The sequence below is a fragment of the Kocuria turfanensis genome, assembly GCF_001580365.1.
Classification (GTDB): Bacteria; Actinomycetota; Actinomycetes; order Actinomycetales; family Micrococcaceae; genus Kocuria; species Kocuria turfanensis.
This window is the reverse complement of sequence record NZ_CP014480.1, coordinates 434,776-448,460: the sequence shown is the minus strand read 5'-3', so window position 1 is coordinate 448,460 and position 13,685 is coordinate 434,776. Positions and strand designations below refer to the sequence as shown.

Here is a 13,685-nt window from a genome sequence, read left to right as displayed (position 1 = left end):
CGGCCGCGACCGGGGCATCGGACACCCCTGGCCCTGCCGCTGCCCGTGAGCACCCGAACACCAGAGAGGCAACCCATGAACGTGATCGACCTCGCCGACATCGTCCCGGGGACGACCGGGCTCGTCGGGGGCAAGGCCGCCGGGCTCGGGGCCCTCATCGCCGCGGGCGAGCGCGTGCCGGACGGGTTCTGCCTGACCACCGAGGCCTACCGCTCGGGCGTCGTCCCCGAGCGGGCGGTCCTGGCGGCCTACGAGCGCCTCGGCGGTGGAGCCGTCGCCGTCCGCTCCAGCGCCACGGCCGAGGACCTGCCGGGGGCGAGCTTCGCCGGTCAGCAGGACACCGTGCTGGACGTCCAGGGCGGGAACGCACTGCTCGCGGCCATCCGGCAGTGCTGGGCCTCCGTGGACAGCGAGCGCGCCGTCGCCTACCGGGCCGGGCAGGGGCTGGAGACCGCCGACGTGGCGATGGCCGTCGTCGTGCAGCGCATGATCGTCCCGACGGCCGCCGGTGTCATGTTCACCGCCAACCCGCTGACCGGTACCCGCACGGAGACCGTCATCGACGCCGTCCCGGGACCGGGCACCGGTGTCGTGGACGGCACGATGAACACCGACCACTACGTCCTGCCCGGGCACGGCCCGCTCCCCGGGCCCCAGGATCGCGGGTGCCTCTCCCCCGTCCGGCTGCGCGAACTCCGGCGGACCGGGCAGCGGGTGCAGCGCGCCCTCGGCAGCCCGCAGGACATCGAGTTCGCCTACGACGCGGAGGGCATGCTGTGGTTGCTGCAGTCCCGCGCCATCACGACCCTCTTCCCGCTGCCGCCGGGGACCGACCCGGTGCGGGGCGACCCGCGGGTCTACCTGGAGGTCGGCCACATGCAGGGCCTGCGGCGCCCGGTCACCCCCATGGGCATGTCCGTGCTGCGGGCCACGACCCGCCGCTGGCTGCAGGTCGTCGGCCTCGACGAGGCCGTGGTCGACATGTTCCTCGTCGACATCGGCGGCCGGCTCTTCATGGACCTCACCGGCCTGGTCCGCAGTCCGCGCCTGCACGCCCGCGTCCCCGCGATGGTGCAGGTCTACGGTCCGGCCGTGGCGCGGGGTGTGCGGCGCGTCCTGGAGGACCCCCGCTACGCGCCCCGTCCTCCTCGTCGCGGTCAGCGCCTGTTCTCCCCGGGGGCGACGGCGAGGCTGCTGCTGGCCGTCGTGCCTGCCTCGCTCCTCGGCGCCCTGCGGGCGCTGGCGCGGCCCGCCGCCGCCCGCGAGCGCGCGTTCCGCGAACTCGAGCGGGTCCGCCGGCAGCGCTGGGCCGCACCGGCGGACACGGTCAGCCGGATCCGGTCCGCAGCCGGCCTGCAGGATGCGACGATGACCGGGCCGATGATGCGCTCCCTGCCGCCGCTGTGGGCCGCGCTCCTGGCCCAGGGAGCGGCCGGCCGGCTGCTGCGCGGCCTCCTGCGGCCGGGCGAGCTGAACGCGACCCTGCGCGGCATGCCCCCCAACGTCACCACCCGGATGGACCTGGTGCTCTGGTCCGTGGCCGAGTCGGCCCGTCCGCACGGCGATCTGCTGCTGAGCACCGCTCCGGAGGAGCTCGCCGCGCGCTTCCTGCGCGGGGAGCTGCCCGAGTTCGGCCTGACGGCGTTCCTGGAGGAGTACGGGGTGCGCGGCAGCGCCGAGATCGACGTCGGCTCCTCCCGGTGGGCCGACGACCCCACCCCCGTGTTCGCCGCCCTGGCCGGCTACCTGCAGGTGACCGATCCCGGCCAGGCCCCGCCGGCCCGGTTCGCCCGCGCCGCTGACGAGGCGGAGGCCGCCCTGGCGGACCTCGTCGACCGCGCGCAGCGGACCCGGCCGCTGCGGGCCCGGCTCGCCGGCGCCTTGCTGCGCCGCAGCCGAGAGCTGGCCGGACTGCGCGAGCTGCCCAAGTTCCTGTGGCTGACCCCGCTGGCCCAGGTGCGCGGGCAGCTGCTCACCGCGGGGGCCGAGCTCACCGCGCGCGGCCTGCTGGCGCAGGCGGAGGACATCATGTTCCTGACCCTGGACGAGGCCCTCGACGCCGCGCACGGCGCGGACCTGCGCGCGGTGGTGACCCGCCGGCGTCGGGAGCACGCCCGTGAGGTCCGGCGGCGGCAGGTCCCCGGCCTGCTGCTGTCCGACGGCACGAACCCCCAGGCCCTGCCCGACGACGCCGCCGCCGCCGAGCACGGGTCCGACGTGCTGGTCGGCGCGCCGGCGGCCACCGGGGTCGCGACGGGCCCGGTGCGGATCGTCCAGCACCCGTCCGAGGCGAGGCTGCGGCCCGGGGACATCCTCGTCGCCCCGACCACCGACCCGGGCTGGACCCCGCTGTTCCTGACCCTCGGCGGGCTCATCACGGAGACCGGCTCCACGATCGCCCACGGCCCGACCGTGGCCCGCGAGTACGGCATCCCGGCCGTCATCTGCGTGCCCGACGCCACCACCCGGCTGACCGAGGGCCAGACCGTCACCATCGACGGCGCCACGGGGCTGATCCGGCTGCACGCCGCGGAACCCAGGACGGGACACGGTGCCGGGAGGTGAGGTCGACGCACGGCCGGCGGAACACGAAGCTGCCGGCCGACACGCACGGCCCGAACGGGACGCCGGGGCCGTGCCTCGTCCCTGCGGCATGGAACCGCCAACGCCGGCAGGTGCCTCCTGGAGGGCATCGCCTGACGGAGACCACGGCCCACCGGATGCTTCCGGTGGGGTGCCGGTCCCCTACGACGACGGGTCGGACCGTGGCGCGGATCCTCCGGCGTTCGTCGCGACGCTGCGCAACCAGGTGGTGAGCACCCGGCAGGCGAGGTCGAGGTTGCCCATCTGGCAGTGCTGATCGGTCTGCTCCGCCCGGGTGAACAGGCGCGTGGTGACGCTGTGGGCATTCGTGAGCGCCTGAGCCTGTGCTCGCGTCAGCGCCGGGGGCTGGAAGGCGTCGTGCTCCCCGCACATCAGCAGGACGTCCTGACGCACCCGCTCGCTGCCCAGATGGGCGGCGTTCATGCCCAGGAACCACTCGGGAACGTCGGCCGGGTCACGGCTGTCGAGCACGTACAGGACCTGGTCGACCACCACCCGCAGGGTCGGCGACAGCCGGGCCCGGGTCCGCACGCTCCACCGCATGAAGTCCCGGTGCCGCACCATGGCGCGGACCGGGGCCCGCAGTGCCGGATGGATCCGGTGCAGCCAGTCGTAGACCGGCGGCCAGGCCACCACCTGGTGGATGCGGGGCGCGCGCCCCGCGGCACGCAGCGCCCAGTACCCGCCCATCGAGATGCCGACCAGCGCGGCCCGGTCGAGCCGGAAGTGGTCCAGCACGGCCGCGACCGGTTTCTCCCAGTCGTGGTCGGAGGTGAGCCCGTGCACCGTCCGCGCGCCGCCCTGTCCCGGGCCCTCGAAGGCGATCACGTCGAAGCCGGCGGCAGCGATCCGCTGGACGACGGGAAAGAACTCCTCGATCACGGAGTCGAATCCGCCGTGCAGCAGCACCGTGCCACCTGCGCTCGGACCGGCCGCCGGCAGCGCATAGGCCGGCAGCGCCGCGCCGGCGTAGGGCACCTCGTGACGGACGAGGGCAGCCTCGGCGAACGCGGTGTCGAAGAGCTCCAGATACCGGCGGTAGCGCTGCCTCTTGTACGGCGAGCGCGGCGGCGTGAAGAACTCCGCCAACCGCGCATATCCCGCCGCAGACCGGAACCGGCCCTCGACGGCAGCCCGGGACGACAACGCCTCGAACACCGGGCCGCCGTCCTCCATCGACCGGATGCGCGCCGCGGCGTCGAACAGCTCCCGGCGCTCGGCGAAGCCCAGGGCATGGGCCCGGTTGAGCTGGTAGTTGATGAAGTCCAGGCGGTGGAATTCCTCGAATCCCACCGGCAGGGCCACGAGCTCGGGATTTCCCACGCCGCCAGACTACGCCCGGCCCGGCGGCGGGCCCCAGGTGACGCGGAAAGTAACCGAAGCGCGATCAGGTGCCCCCTGGGCGCACCTTCATGTCGAGGATCGCCCGCCGGTCAGTCGGACGATCTCAGCAGGCCGGCTCGTCCCGATCCCGTGGGCTGCGCTACGGCCGGTCTCGACCCGGGCAGAACCGATCACCGGTGGATCGCTCACCCCCTGCGGACAAGCGTCCACGACCTGCGCACTCAGGTGCACGGTGAGGACACCGACGACACCCACCGTGACGACCAGCAGGGCCATCGACCCGCCGAGCGTCCACCAGCGGGCAGGACGGGACAGCTCCGGGTTGCGGTCGAACACGAAGGCAGCAGCCCCTGTCACCGCGGTGAGGAGCACTCCGTGCATGCATGCCCGCCCAAGGGGATGTCCGGCGGAGGGGGCCGAAGGGCCGGCGGCCATCGGCGGGCCTCCGGCCGGCGCTCGACGTTGTTCCTGCCGGGGAGGATGGCGGCAGGAACGGCCATGAACACCCGCACGAAGGTGCGGAGCCCGCGGGTCATGGGGCCTTCCGGGGTTGGGGAGCTTCTCATCCTCCATGGTGGGCCCTGTGGCCTCACCGAAGCCGGAGCACGAGCAGCCGCGTCGCCCAGCGCGCTGCTGAGCGTGCCAAGGGACCTGCTCGGCTCGACGCCCGACAGGATCGCCGCGGACGCTCATCGGGGCCCCGGAGCGTCTCCCGAGCTCGTCGTGGTCCACGACCCATACTGGCCGTGACGGCTCCCGGTGCCCCCGCCGGTGCCGGGCCCCCTGGAGACGAGGTGCGCAGATGACCGCTGCAGTCGTGCAGGCCGTGATGATGTCCCTGGTGCCGGTAACGGTCTACTTCATGACCTCGGCGGCCGCCTCCGGCAGGCTGCCCAGGAACAAGTGGGTCGGGCTGCGCACCGAGGCCAGCCTGTCCTCCGAGATGGCGTGGAGGGCCGGGCACGCGGTGGCGCTGCCCAGGCTGAGGTGGTCCGTGGTCGCCGGGGTGGCCGGCACCGCGTTCATCGTCGGGACCCTGCTGCTCACGGACAGCGACAGTGCGGGCCTCCTGCCTTTGGGACTGACCCTCGTGATGCTGGTGACGATCTTCCAGGCCGCCGCCCGAGGAGTTCAGGCGGCCGCGCTGGTCGCGGCCGCCTCCGTGTGAGCCGAGGGCCTGGTGGGCAGCGACGTCGTGGGCGCCCGAGTGTTCCCGCATCGACCCGCCCGGGCCGGGCCTCGACACCGGCCGGCCGCCAGGACCGTTCGGACCCCGGGGCCGGCCGACTCCGCGCTGAGCACCCGGGTGATGGCCGCTCAGGGGCGCACGCCCGGCCGTCCCCAGGCACAGGGCCCCAGGATCTCCTCGGTCGGCCCCAGGTACTCCACCTCGGCCACTGACAGCAGGACACCGGGATTGTGCCCGTCCGTCTCGCAGCGCACCAGCACGAGCATGTGGGACTCCGTCGGCGCGTACGGGGCGCACAGCACCGTCTCCCCGGCTCGCAGACGCAGCCCGGGGCGGTCGGCGCGCATCCTGTAGCGGGACAGGCGGATCAGATCCGGGTGATCGTCGGAGCTGCCGGGACCGGGCATGTCGCCACGGACAGCGGGGATGCGGAAAGGAACGGTCATGATCAGGTGCCTCCTGGCGGTCGAGCGCACCGCGATACCGGATGGACCGCGGTGCCGGAAAGGGGGGCTCGACATCGTTGTCCACCCCCCCCAGCGTAGGGAGCCGCGCCGGCACCACGCGGTGCTGTACCGCTGCTGCGCACAGAATCACCCATCTGTTCATCGGCCCGTCCGCCCCCGTTCCCCTTCCCGCCGCGGACGCCCTCCGCGCGGCCCCCCGGTCCACCAAGAGCCCGGGAAGGCACGGACGCCGACCTCGACGATCCAGATCGCCGACCGACTCGGCCCCCACCCGGAGCGCCGGCCCGCGGGGCCGCCACAACGCCGTCAGCGTCGAGGCGACGATGCCGGTCGCCTGCGGCCCCACGGCGTGTCGACGACGGGTACCCCGGCGCCACACGGTGCCAACCCCTGCCGGTCATCCCCCGGTCACCGGGAGGTCACCGAAGGGCCCCATACTGGATCCGTGCCGGCCCGTTCCCGGCGACAGGCGCACCGGGCACAGGATGTCTGCGGCCTTCGTGGTTCCGGTGCCCCTGGCACAGGGGCCCGGATGGGGGCAGGTCGCCGTGCGGTGCCGGCACCTCGGGCTCATGTCGCCTCGGTGGATCTGGGGTATGGCCGGTGGCGTGGGCCGGAACGCGAAGCTGTCGGGTGGCCGGGGCAGGGGGATGCCATGACCGAGCAGGACATCGATGCGCAGCGCCCCCGGGTGCGGGACGAGGGGGCCGAGCGCCTCATCGACCGCTGCGCCGGGGTGCTCCTTCCCGAACCGGTCGACCGTTGCGGGGATCAGGCCCTGTGGGTGGCGGTCAGCGCCTTCACAGCATCCGCCCCGCCCCGTCGTGGTTCAGGGTCCTGAGGTGAGGCCAGCGCTGCGGACCGGGGTCCGCCTGTTCGTGTGCACCACCCCGGCCGCCGTGGCGGTCCTGGCGGTGGCCACCGACACGCCGGCGGTCATGGTGCTCATCGCGGTTCCCGGGGCGGTGGTGGCCGGCGTCCTCCTGGGGGAGCGCCGACGCCCCGCTGCCCCCGTCGGCGCTGCCGGCGCGGTTCCGGCACCACCCGCTCGACCCGACACCTACCCCGCGCTGCTCCCGGACCCGGAGGCTCCCATCTTCGATGACGTCACCCTCAACCGGATCCAGGCCCGTTCGCTGCGACGGACCCTGGCGGGCACCGGCCTCACACCACACCGGCTGTGGCTGCGCTATCTCGACCACGGCGGGATCGTCGGGGACCTGGAGCTGGAGGCGTACCTGCACGAGATCCTCCACCTGCCGGCCGTGGAGCGCGACCGGTTGATGCTCACCGCCACCACGCTGCTGGACGCCCGCTGTCCCCCCTTCCTGCCCCGAACGAACGACCTCCTGGGGATCGACCGGGCTCAGGACCACCCCGCAGACCGCCAGAACTGATCCCTGCACGTCCCTCCTCACTGGGCGCTGAGCAACTCGGTCCCAGCAGGGGCAACGGCCGGCGCCACCGTCGACAACGGTTCCGTCCCCCGCCCCTTCGCGGTCCCCCCGGCCGATGAGGAACACCTGCAGGCGGGGACGGCCGGGACTTCGGTCGGCGCCCGCGCACCTGGGCGACCCGCTGAACACGCGACGACGCACCCGCCGCGGTCGCTTCTGCGGATCGGCACGCGCACAGGAGCCGCGGTGAGCTCCACCGGCCAGGCGTCTTCTGGTCACGCGGCGCACACCCCGGTCTGCCAGGCCGGGCCCATCAGCACCGGTCAGGTGCACGGCCGCACACGAGAGGTCACTCGATGAACGCTCCCACCGTCCTGGCCGCCGCGGAAACGAAGCTCCTCCGGGCCAAGCGCGCCTACGCCAGGAAACTCCTCGGGCTCCTCGCCGATCACCTGCGCTGCCACCACCCCCACGCCGTGCGGCTGACCGTCTACGCCGACCAGCGCACCGGCGAGTACTTCATCGGCGAGCTGCTGGATTCCCGCGGCGAGACCATGGCCTTCGATCCGCGCAGCGTCGTCGTGCCCCGCACGGAAGCCGACGGACCCTCCGGGGAATCCATCACCGTGGGCCCGCACACCGTGACCGATCTGCTGCATCGGGCCCTCACCACGCACGGCGTGCCGCTGACGAAACTGCTGCGGACCGAACAGCACACCGGCGAGCACTACCTGGACCTGGCCCGAGGCCGCTGAACCGCCGCCGGGCAGGGCACCGCGGCCACGCTGCTGAGCCATCCGGGGCTGCACGCGGTGGCCGCCCCCCGGTTCGCCCACCGCCTGTGGTCCACCCGGTGGGGCAGACCGGCCGCCCGGGCGATCGCCACCGCCGCGGCGAAGGCCATCGGCATCACCATCCACCCCGGTGCGGTGATCGGGCACCGGCTGTTCATCGACCACGGGAGCGAGGTCGTCATCGGGCAGACCAGCGTGATCGGCGACGACGTGACCATCTATCAGGGCGCCAGCTTCGTCGGCGACGGCTTCCCCGGCCGGCGCCACGCCGTCGTCGGGAACGGGGTGCTCATCGGCTCCGGGGCGAAGGTCGGCGCCGGCGCCGTGGTGACTTCGACGTCACCACCGGAGCCCGTCGGGGCTGCCGGCGGTGCGCGGCGGTGCGTGCACGGTGGACGCTTCACCATCAATGGCCGGTGGCCCTGATACTGGCAGCATGACCTCTGAGCGGCCCCCTTACACCGCGGTGATCTTCTCCAGCCAGCGATCGGCGTCCACCCCCGAGGACGGGTACGACGAGGCGGCTCGGCACATGGAGGAGCTGGCCCGCCGGCAACCCGGCTTCCTGTCGATGGAGAGCGCCCGCAACGCCGATGGGTTCGGCATCACGGTGTCCTACTGGGAGACCGCTCAGCACGCCCGGGCCTGGAAGCAGGTCACCGAGCACCTGGAGGCCCAGCGCCGCGGAGCCCGCGACTGGTATGTGGACTACACCGTTCGCGTGGCCACGGTCGAACGGCACTACGGCAACGCAGCCGGCCACTGAGCTGAACCGCTATTCCGCGTGGGAACGGGGAGCACGATGCCCTGAAGCCGTTCATGAGGGACGGGGGTCAGCCGCACCCGGCCGGCGCAGAGGATGACGGCCAGGCCCCCGATGGGCGTGGTGAGAGGGAGGTGCACGCCGAGCAGTGACCCGGCCCAGGGGCGCTCAGCACGGGTTCTGGGGGCGAGCCAGGTCGAGCCGATCTCCAGGCGCGGGTGGTCAGGACGGATGTTGAGGAAGGTGTCATCCCCACCGCCCGACCGTCCGAAACCGCTGCCGCCACGGACGGGATTGCGGCCCGAAAACTCCGCCTCGGAGCCTCTCCGCAGCGGAGCGTTCCGCTCCAGCCTGGTGATATAACGCAACAGCCGGACCAGGACCCGGTGGAGAGCTCCGAGCGGCAGCGGGTCAACGCCCCGGAACTCACCTGCGCGGTGCGCGTGCTGGTGCGTGCCGCCCAGGAGGTGGATCAGGAGCTGGCCCGCCGGCTGGAGCTGCGGGCCCGGGACTGCTCGGCCCCGGGGCTGCCCGTGGGGGCGATGCAGGGCCTTGGCGCTGGGGCTCGAGGGCACGTCCGCTCCGGTGAGCCCGCCCGCCGTGGCAGCGTGGTCACCTCGTCATCGGCGCACGGTGCCGCGGACGGTGGCGCTGATCATGTCGACGAGGGCGCAGAGCGCGATGAGGGCCAGGACGGTGCCGGCCATGGCGCTGAGGTCGAAGGCGACGCGCTGGTCCTCCAACAGTCGCCCGAGTCCTCCGGCTCCGATGATCCCGACGACGACGGTCTCGCGCACGGCGACCTCCCAGCGGTACAGACCGTAGGCGAGGAAGCGTCCACCGGCCTGGGGGACGATGCCGTACGCGAACGCGCTCACCGGCGGCGCCCCGGTGGCCACGAGGTGGTCGTGGGATCGGCGGTCGATGTTCTCCACGACCTCGGCACAGAGCCGGCCCAGGACGCCGAAGTTGTACACGCCCAGCGCCAGCGCTCCCGGCAGCGGGCCGGGCAGGAGCACGAACAGGAACAGCAGCGCCCAGATCGGGGGTGGCAGTGACCGGGTCATCAGCAGCAGCCAGCGCGCCAGCATCCCGGCGGATCGGCGCGCTGGGGTGGTCCCGCCGCGGGCGGCCACGAAGGCCACGGCCACCGCGGCCACCGCGGCCACCGTGCCGGCCACCAGGGACATCTGCAGCGTCACCAGTGCTTCCTCCAGCAGACGGGCCCATCCACCCTCGGGCAGGCTCGGCGGGAACATCTCCGCCACGAGGCCGGCGAACAGCTCAGCGGTCCGGGAGGAGAGCACCCGGGACAGGTTCGGGCCCAGGTGCACCAGGGCGGCCAGCACCAGCCCGAGGACCGCCACCGCGGAGACCCTCGAGGGCTGGGCCCCGCCGGCGCGGCGGAGACCGGCGCCCCACCGCTCGACCACAGCCCCGATCACGACGATGGTGTAGATCAGCGTCCACACTTCGGCATGCCGGGAACCGGAGAAGCTCAGGACCAGCTCGAAGCCCAGGCCCCCGGCACCGACCATGCCGAGGATGACCGCGGAGCGCACCGCGCACTCGAACCGGTAGAAGGCGTAGGACACCAGGTCCGGCCACGCGACCGGCAGCACCGCGTACAGCAGCGCCGGTCCGCGCCGAGCCCCGGCCGCCCGCAACGCCACGTAGGGCCCACCGGCCGACTCGTCGATGATCTCCGCGTAGACCTTCGCCGTGATGGCCCCGAACGGGATGGCGATCGCCAGCACGCCCACCAGCGGATCCCGGCCCAGCACGCTGAGCAGCAGCAACGCCCAGACGGCCTCGTGGACGCCCCGCGGCACTGCCAACCCGAGCCGGGTGAGCAGCCACCCGACGCGGCGCACCCCCCGGCCGGTCCTGGCCCCCGTTCCGGTGGCCCACCAGGTCTCGGAGACCAGCACCCCGACGACGAGGCCGACGACCACCGCGAGGAGGGTGCCCAGCACCGCGTACGAGAGCGTGCTCAGTGCCGCAGCCCCGGTTCTGGCGAGGAACTCCGCCGACAGCTGTGGAGACAGCGCGGCGGCGAAGAAGTCCGCGAACCGTGACCAGCCCGAGGTGTTGACGACCGGGGCTCCGGCGGTCAGCCAGCCGCCCAGCGACCACGCCACCGCCAGCGCCCACACGACGGCCCATCCCCGTCCGCCGCCGGGCGTCCGCCGCCGGGCGGGCCGGCCCGCGGCGCCGCCGGCCGCCTCCAGCCGGGTCGGGGCGCTCACGCCACTGGGTCTCACGTGTCCGGGACCAGGTCGTAGACCCGCGCGCGGGTGGCCTCGTCCACCTCCTCGACAGGAACGTCGAGGACCACCCGGCCCTGGCGCAGGGCCACCACCCGATCGCAGTGGCGCACGGCCAGGTCGAAGTCGTGCAGGCTCACCACCAGGGTGCGCCGGTGGCCGGTGGGCTGCTCCAGCAGCCCGCAGAGCAGGCGCATCACGTCCTCGGCCCGGGCCGGGTCCAGGCTGGCGACCGGTTCGTCGGCCAGCACCAGCTCCGGGTCCTGCACCAGGAGCCGGGCCAGGGCCACCCGTTGCTGCTCCCCTCCGGAGAGCCGGTCGGTGCGCATCTGCAGATCCGGGCCGATGCCCACCCGCTCGAGCGCGGTGCGCGCCTCGTCCAGCTGAAGCGGTCGGAGCAAAGAGCGCAGGGCGCGCAACCGGCCCCATGCGCCCAGCCGCCCGGCGTTGACGTTGTGCACCACCGGCAGCGGCCCGACGAGGTGCAGCTGCTGATGCACCGAGCCGATCCTGGCCCGCAGCTTCCGCAGCGCGCCGGGTGAGACCGCCCGCGGCTCGACGCCGAGGACGTCCACACGTCCCCGTGTGGGCACCACGGTGCCGTTGCCCAGCCCGAGCAGGGTGGACTTGCCCGCCCCGCTGGGCCCTACCAGCGCCACCCGCTCACCCCGGCGCACGGACAGGTCCACCCCGTCCAGGGCCATGCGGTTCCCGTAGGCCACGCGCACACCCTGCAACCGCAGCACGATCCCCGCATCACCCCGCCCGGTCTCCCGGGGTGGGGTCACCACCCGCTCACGGCTCATCGGATCAGACCGAGGGTGCGAGCGATCTGCTCGATCCGGTCGTAGTCCCCCGGCTCGGCAGGGACGATCGCCTCCGCCCCGTACTGCTCCAGCAGCGCCGTCTCCTCGGCATCCGACCCGTCCACCTCCAGCAACGCCTGCCGCAGCCTGTCGGTGAAGCCTCCCCCGAAGCGCTCCTCCAGCCCGGGGGCGCCGACCCAGTGGTAGTCGGCGTACGCCGGCGTCGTGAAGATCTCCCGCACCGTGTCGGTGTCCACCGTTCCGGCCTCGGTGCGCGCCTGCCAGACCTGCAGGTTCACCACCCCGGCCTGATAGCTGCCGGACTCCACCAGGTCGATCGTCAGGTCGTGCGAGCCCGAGAAACCCGGCGCCCCGGCGAAGTCGGCCTCCGGGTCGATCCCGGCCTGATCGAGGAAGTACGCCGGCATCAGCCGGCCCGAGGTGGAGGACTCGCTGCCGAAGGTGAACCGGGAGCCGGCCAGCGCCGCGAGGCCGGCGACGTCGTCCACCGGCTCCAGTCCCGCATCACGATGGGCGATGACGACGCTGCGGAAGTGTGCGTCGATGTCGCGCTGCGCGAGCACACTCGCCCCCTCGGTGCGCAGCCGGGCCTGCACCCCGGTCAGGCCCCCGTAGAACACGAGGTCCAGGTCTCCGGTGCCGAACAGGCTCACCGACGCCGCGTAGTCGCTGACCGGGACATACTCCACCGCGACGTCGAGTTCCTCAGCCAGGTACGCCGCCATCGCCTCCTCCCGCTCGGCCAGATCCGAAGGATCCACGTCCGGGATCGCACTGATCCGCAACGGGCCGGGCCCCTCCTCCACGCCGGCGGACGCGCCGCAACCGACCGCGCCCCAGACGACGGCCAGACCGAGCGCCCCGGCGGACAGGGCACGACCACGTTTCAGCATCGACATGACCGCATCCTACGGCTCTCCTTCGGTCTGCCGGACCGAGGCTCCGCTGGACCCGTCCCGAGAACGGGGTGGGACGCCGGGCCCTCACCCCCGGTCACAAGTGCACGCCCAGCCTCCGTGCCGCACGAAGCGGCGGATGCTGTGGAAGTTCCGTACGACGTGCGGGCACACTGGCACTCCGACGTCGATTCCTTCCGGAGGTTCCCGTGCAGGTCCGTATTGCAGAGAGCATTGCTCTGGTCACCATCGGCGATGGTGTCGTTGCCGCGCTCTTCCCGGCCCGCCATGCCGCCCGGTGGATGATCGGACCCGATCCGGTGCGCCGGGTGGTGGCGATGTTCGTGGAGCACCCCGGCCTGATGCGGGCCGTCGGGGTGCTGCAGGTCGTTGCCGGGATCGCCTGGGTGGCGGCCCTGCCGCCGAAGCCACGGTGACCGGCCCCCGACCGCGAAGACTCCCCGCCGGCGGGGGGCATCCGCGCCGTGAGGCGTCGGCGCGGTGTGCCGTGGCCGGCCGCTCCGGGGCAGGGCACCGGGTCAGCGAAGCGGCGTCTGGAGCGCGTCTGTGCCCGGCAGACCCGCCCTCTCCCGTGTCCCTGCTGGGGAGGCGTTCATCAGGGGTGGGCAGGATCGGCGAAGATCGCCAGCAGTTCCCCCACTTCGTGGGCGGCGGTGGCTGGATGGCGGAAGTGCTGGTGGGTGTCCACGGTGTAGTGGCTGCGCCGGCCGACCCGGCGCCGGGTGAGGTAGGCCGCGTCCTCGAGGTCCTTGAGGATGGCCAGGGTCGCCCGAGTGGTGATGCCCACCTGGGCGGCGATCTCGGCGACCCGGGCGTCCTGGGACTGGGCCACGGCCAGCAGGACGTGCCCGTGGTTGGTCAGCAACGTCCAGGCGGGGCGTTCGGTCACCCTCGGTTCCGGTGCGAGCGGACCGGGAGTCGCGGGAGTGGGAGGTGACGGGGTGCCGGCGTCGGAGGCGTCGGTGGTGGAGGTCATGCCGCGATTCTGCCTTCTCGGGACGGTGGGTCGCACCAGCCCGATCGGCCCCGCGGACCGGTCCGGCCGCACCGGGGTGTCCTGCGGTTCACGGAGGCCCGGCCGTGACCTTGACCCAACAGGTGAACTCTGCTTCACTT

The 13,685-nt window shown here is 73.3% G+C and carries 15 protein-coding genes; 8 read left to right on the top strand and 7 right to left on the bottom strand.

Annotated features, from left to right (window positions below; translation table 11 throughout):
• Window positions 1-75 precede the first annotated feature (75 nt).
• Window positions 76-2,565 carry a PEP/pyruvate-binding domain-containing protein gene (locus AYX06_RS02045; protein WP_062733970.1) on the top strand — a complete coding sequence of 830 codons (2,490 nt, stop codon included), beginning with the start codon at window positions 76-78 and terminating at the stop codon, window positions 2,563-2,565.
• Between the two features lie 180 nt (window positions 2,566-2,745).
• On the opposite strand, the gene AYX06_RS02040 is transcribed toward AYX06_RS02045, so the two are convergent.
• Together AYX06_RS02040 and AYX06_RS02035 are read right to left on the bottom strand one after the other, a co-directional pair.
• Window positions 2,746-3,927 (bottom strand): alpha/beta fold hydrolase, encoded by a 1,182-nt coding sequence (locus AYX06_RS02040; RefSeq protein ID WP_147017730.1) that lies wholly within the window; start codon window positions 3,925-3,927, stop codon window positions 2,746-2,748.
• An 87-nt stretch (window positions 3,928-4,014) separates the two neighbouring features.
• Entirely contained in the window at window positions 4,015-4,329 is a 315-nt protein-coding gene (locus tag AYX06_RS02035; RefSeq protein ID WP_147017732.1) for a hypothetical protein, read from the bottom strand.
• A 421-nt stretch (window positions 4,330-4,750) separates the two neighbouring features.
• On the opposite strand from AYX06_RS02035, the gene AYX06_RS02030 reads away from it, so the two are divergent.
• Window positions 4,751-5,116: an SdpI family protein gene (locus AYX06_RS02030; RefSeq protein WP_062733962.1), complete on the top strand. Its 366-nt coding sequence runs from the start codon at window positions 4,751-4,753 to the stop codon at window positions 5,114-5,116.
• 149 nt (window positions 5,117-5,265) lie between these two features.
• Here AYX06_RS02030 and AYX06_RS02025 read toward each other — a convergent pair whose 3' ends face one another.
• Complete coding sequence (locus AYX06_RS02025) at window positions 5,266-5,583, bottom strand: hypothetical protein (RefSeq protein ID WP_147017733.1); 318 nt, start codon at window positions 5,581-5,583, stop codon at window positions 5,266-5,268.
• Window positions 5,584-6,259: 676 nt separating this feature from the next.
• On the opposite strand from AYX06_RS02025, the gene AYX06_RS02020 reads away from it, so the two are divergent.
• The 5 genes from AYX06_RS02020 to AYX06_RS02000 all read left to right on the top strand — a co-directional run bounded on the left by AYX06_RS02020 (window position 6,260) and on the right by AYX06_RS02000 (window position 8,561).
• Window positions 6,260-6,445: a hypothetical protein gene (locus tag AYX06_RS02020; protein ID WP_062733958.1), complete on the top strand. Its 186-nt coding sequence runs from the start codon at window positions 6,260-6,262 to the stop codon at window positions 6,443-6,445.
• 1 nt (window position 6,446) lies between these two features.
• Window positions 6,447-7,001 (top strand): hypothetical protein, encoded by a 555-nt coding sequence (locus AYX06_RS02015; RefSeq protein WP_062733956.1) that lies wholly within the window; start codon window positions 6,447-6,449, stop codon window positions 6,999-7,001.
• A 356-nt stretch (window positions 7,002-7,357) separates the two neighbouring features.
• Window positions 7,358-7,756, top strand: a complete 399-nt coding sequence (locus AYX06_RS02010) for a hypothetical protein (RefSeq protein ID WP_062733955.1) — start codon at window positions 7,358-7,360, stop codon at window positions 7,754-7,756.
• 57 nt (window positions 7,757-7,813) lie between these two features.
• Window positions 7,814-8,221 (top strand): serine O-acetyltransferase, encoded by a 408-nt coding sequence (locus AYX06_RS02005; protein ID WP_084271398.1) that lies wholly within the window; start codon window positions 7,814-7,816, stop codon window positions 8,219-8,221.
• A 10-nt stretch (window positions 8,222-8,231) separates the two neighbouring features.
• Window positions 8,232-8,561, top strand: a complete 330-nt coding sequence (locus AYX06_RS02000) for an antibiotic biosynthesis monooxygenase family protein (protein WP_062733952.1) — start codon at window positions 8,232-8,234, stop codon at window positions 8,559-8,561.
• A 617-nt stretch (window positions 8,562-9,178) separates the two neighbouring features.
• On the opposite strand, the gene AYX06_RS01990 is transcribed toward AYX06_RS02000, so the two are convergent.
• The 3 genes from AYX06_RS01990 to AYX06_RS01980 form a co-directional block, all read right to left on the bottom strand.
• On the bottom strand, window positions 9,179-10,807 hold the full coding sequence (locus AYX06_RS01990) for a PhnE/PtxC family ABC transporter permease (protein ID WP_062733947.1): 1,629 nt from the start codon (window positions 10,805-10,807) through the stop codon (window positions 9,179-9,181).
• An 11-nt stretch (window positions 10,808-10,818) separates the two neighbouring features.
• Window positions 10,819-11,547 carry a phosphonate ABC transporter ATP-binding protein gene (locus AYX06_RS01985; protein ID WP_232319370.1) on the bottom strand — a complete coding sequence of 243 codons (729 nt, stop codon included), beginning with the start codon at window positions 11,545-11,547 and terminating at the stop codon, window positions 10,819-10,821.
• 80 nt (window positions 11,548-11,627) lie between these two features.
• Window positions 11,628-12,551: a putative selenate ABC transporter substrate-binding protein gene (locus AYX06_RS01980; protein WP_186815671.1), complete on the bottom strand. Its 924-nt coding sequence runs from the start codon at window positions 12,549-12,551 to the stop codon at window positions 11,628-11,630.
• Between the two features lie 206 nt (window positions 12,552-12,757).
• Here AYX06_RS01980 and AYX06_RS01975 point away from each other — a divergent pair, with 206 nt between their 5' ends.
• A complete protein-coding gene (locus AYX06_RS01975) occupies window positions 12,758-12,985 on the top strand; it encodes a hypothetical protein (RefSeq protein ID WP_062733945.1) in 228 nt (75 codons plus the stop codon).
• A 179-nt stretch (window positions 12,986-13,164) separates the two neighbouring features.
• On the opposite strand, the gene AYX06_RS01970 is transcribed toward AYX06_RS01975, so the two are convergent.
• Entirely contained in the window at window positions 13,165-13,545 is a 381-nt protein-coding gene (locus AYX06_RS01970) for a helix-turn-helix domain-containing protein (RefSeq protein WP_307725506.1), read from the bottom strand.
• Between the last annotated feature and the right edge of the window lie 140 nt (window positions 13,546-13,685).

Bases quoted from the DNA above. Each gene is read 5' to 3' on its own strand.
- AYX06_RS02045 (WP_062733970.1), top strand. From the start codon at position 76: ATGAACGTGATCGACCTCGCCGACATCGTCCCGGGGACGACCGGGCTC.
- AYX06_RS02035 (WP_147017732.1), bottom strand. From the start codon at position 4,329: ATGCACGGAGTGCTCCTCACCGCGGTGACAGGGGCTGCTGCCTTCGTG.
- AYX06_RS02030 (WP_062733962.1), top strand. From the start codon at position 4,751: ATGACCGCTGCAGTCGTGCAGGCCGTGATGATGTCCCTGGTGCCGGTA.
- AYX06_RS02025 (WP_147017733.1), bottom strand. From the start codon at position 5,583: ATGACCGTTCCTTTCCGCATCCCCGCTGTCCGTGGCGACATGCCCGGT.
- AYX06_RS02020 (WP_062733958.1), top strand. From the start codon at position 6,260: ATGACCGAGCAGGACATCGATGCGCAGCGCCCCCGGGTGCGGGACGAG.
- AYX06_RS02010 (WP_062733955.1), top strand. From the start codon at position 7,358: ATGAACGCTCCCACCGTCCTGGCCGCCGCGGAAACGAAGCTCCTCCGG.
- AYX06_RS02000 (WP_062733952.1), top strand. From the start codon at position 8,232: ATGACCTCTGAGCGGCCCCCTTACACCGCGGTGATCTTCTCCAGCCAG.
- AYX06_RS01980 (WP_186815671.1), bottom strand. From the start codon at position 12,551: ATGTCGATGCTGAAACGTGGTCGTGCCCTGTCCGCCGGGGCGCTCGGT.
- AYX06_RS01970 (WP_307725506.1), bottom strand. From the start codon at position 13,545: ATGACCTCCACCACCGACGCCTCCGACGCCGGCACCCCGTCACCTCCC.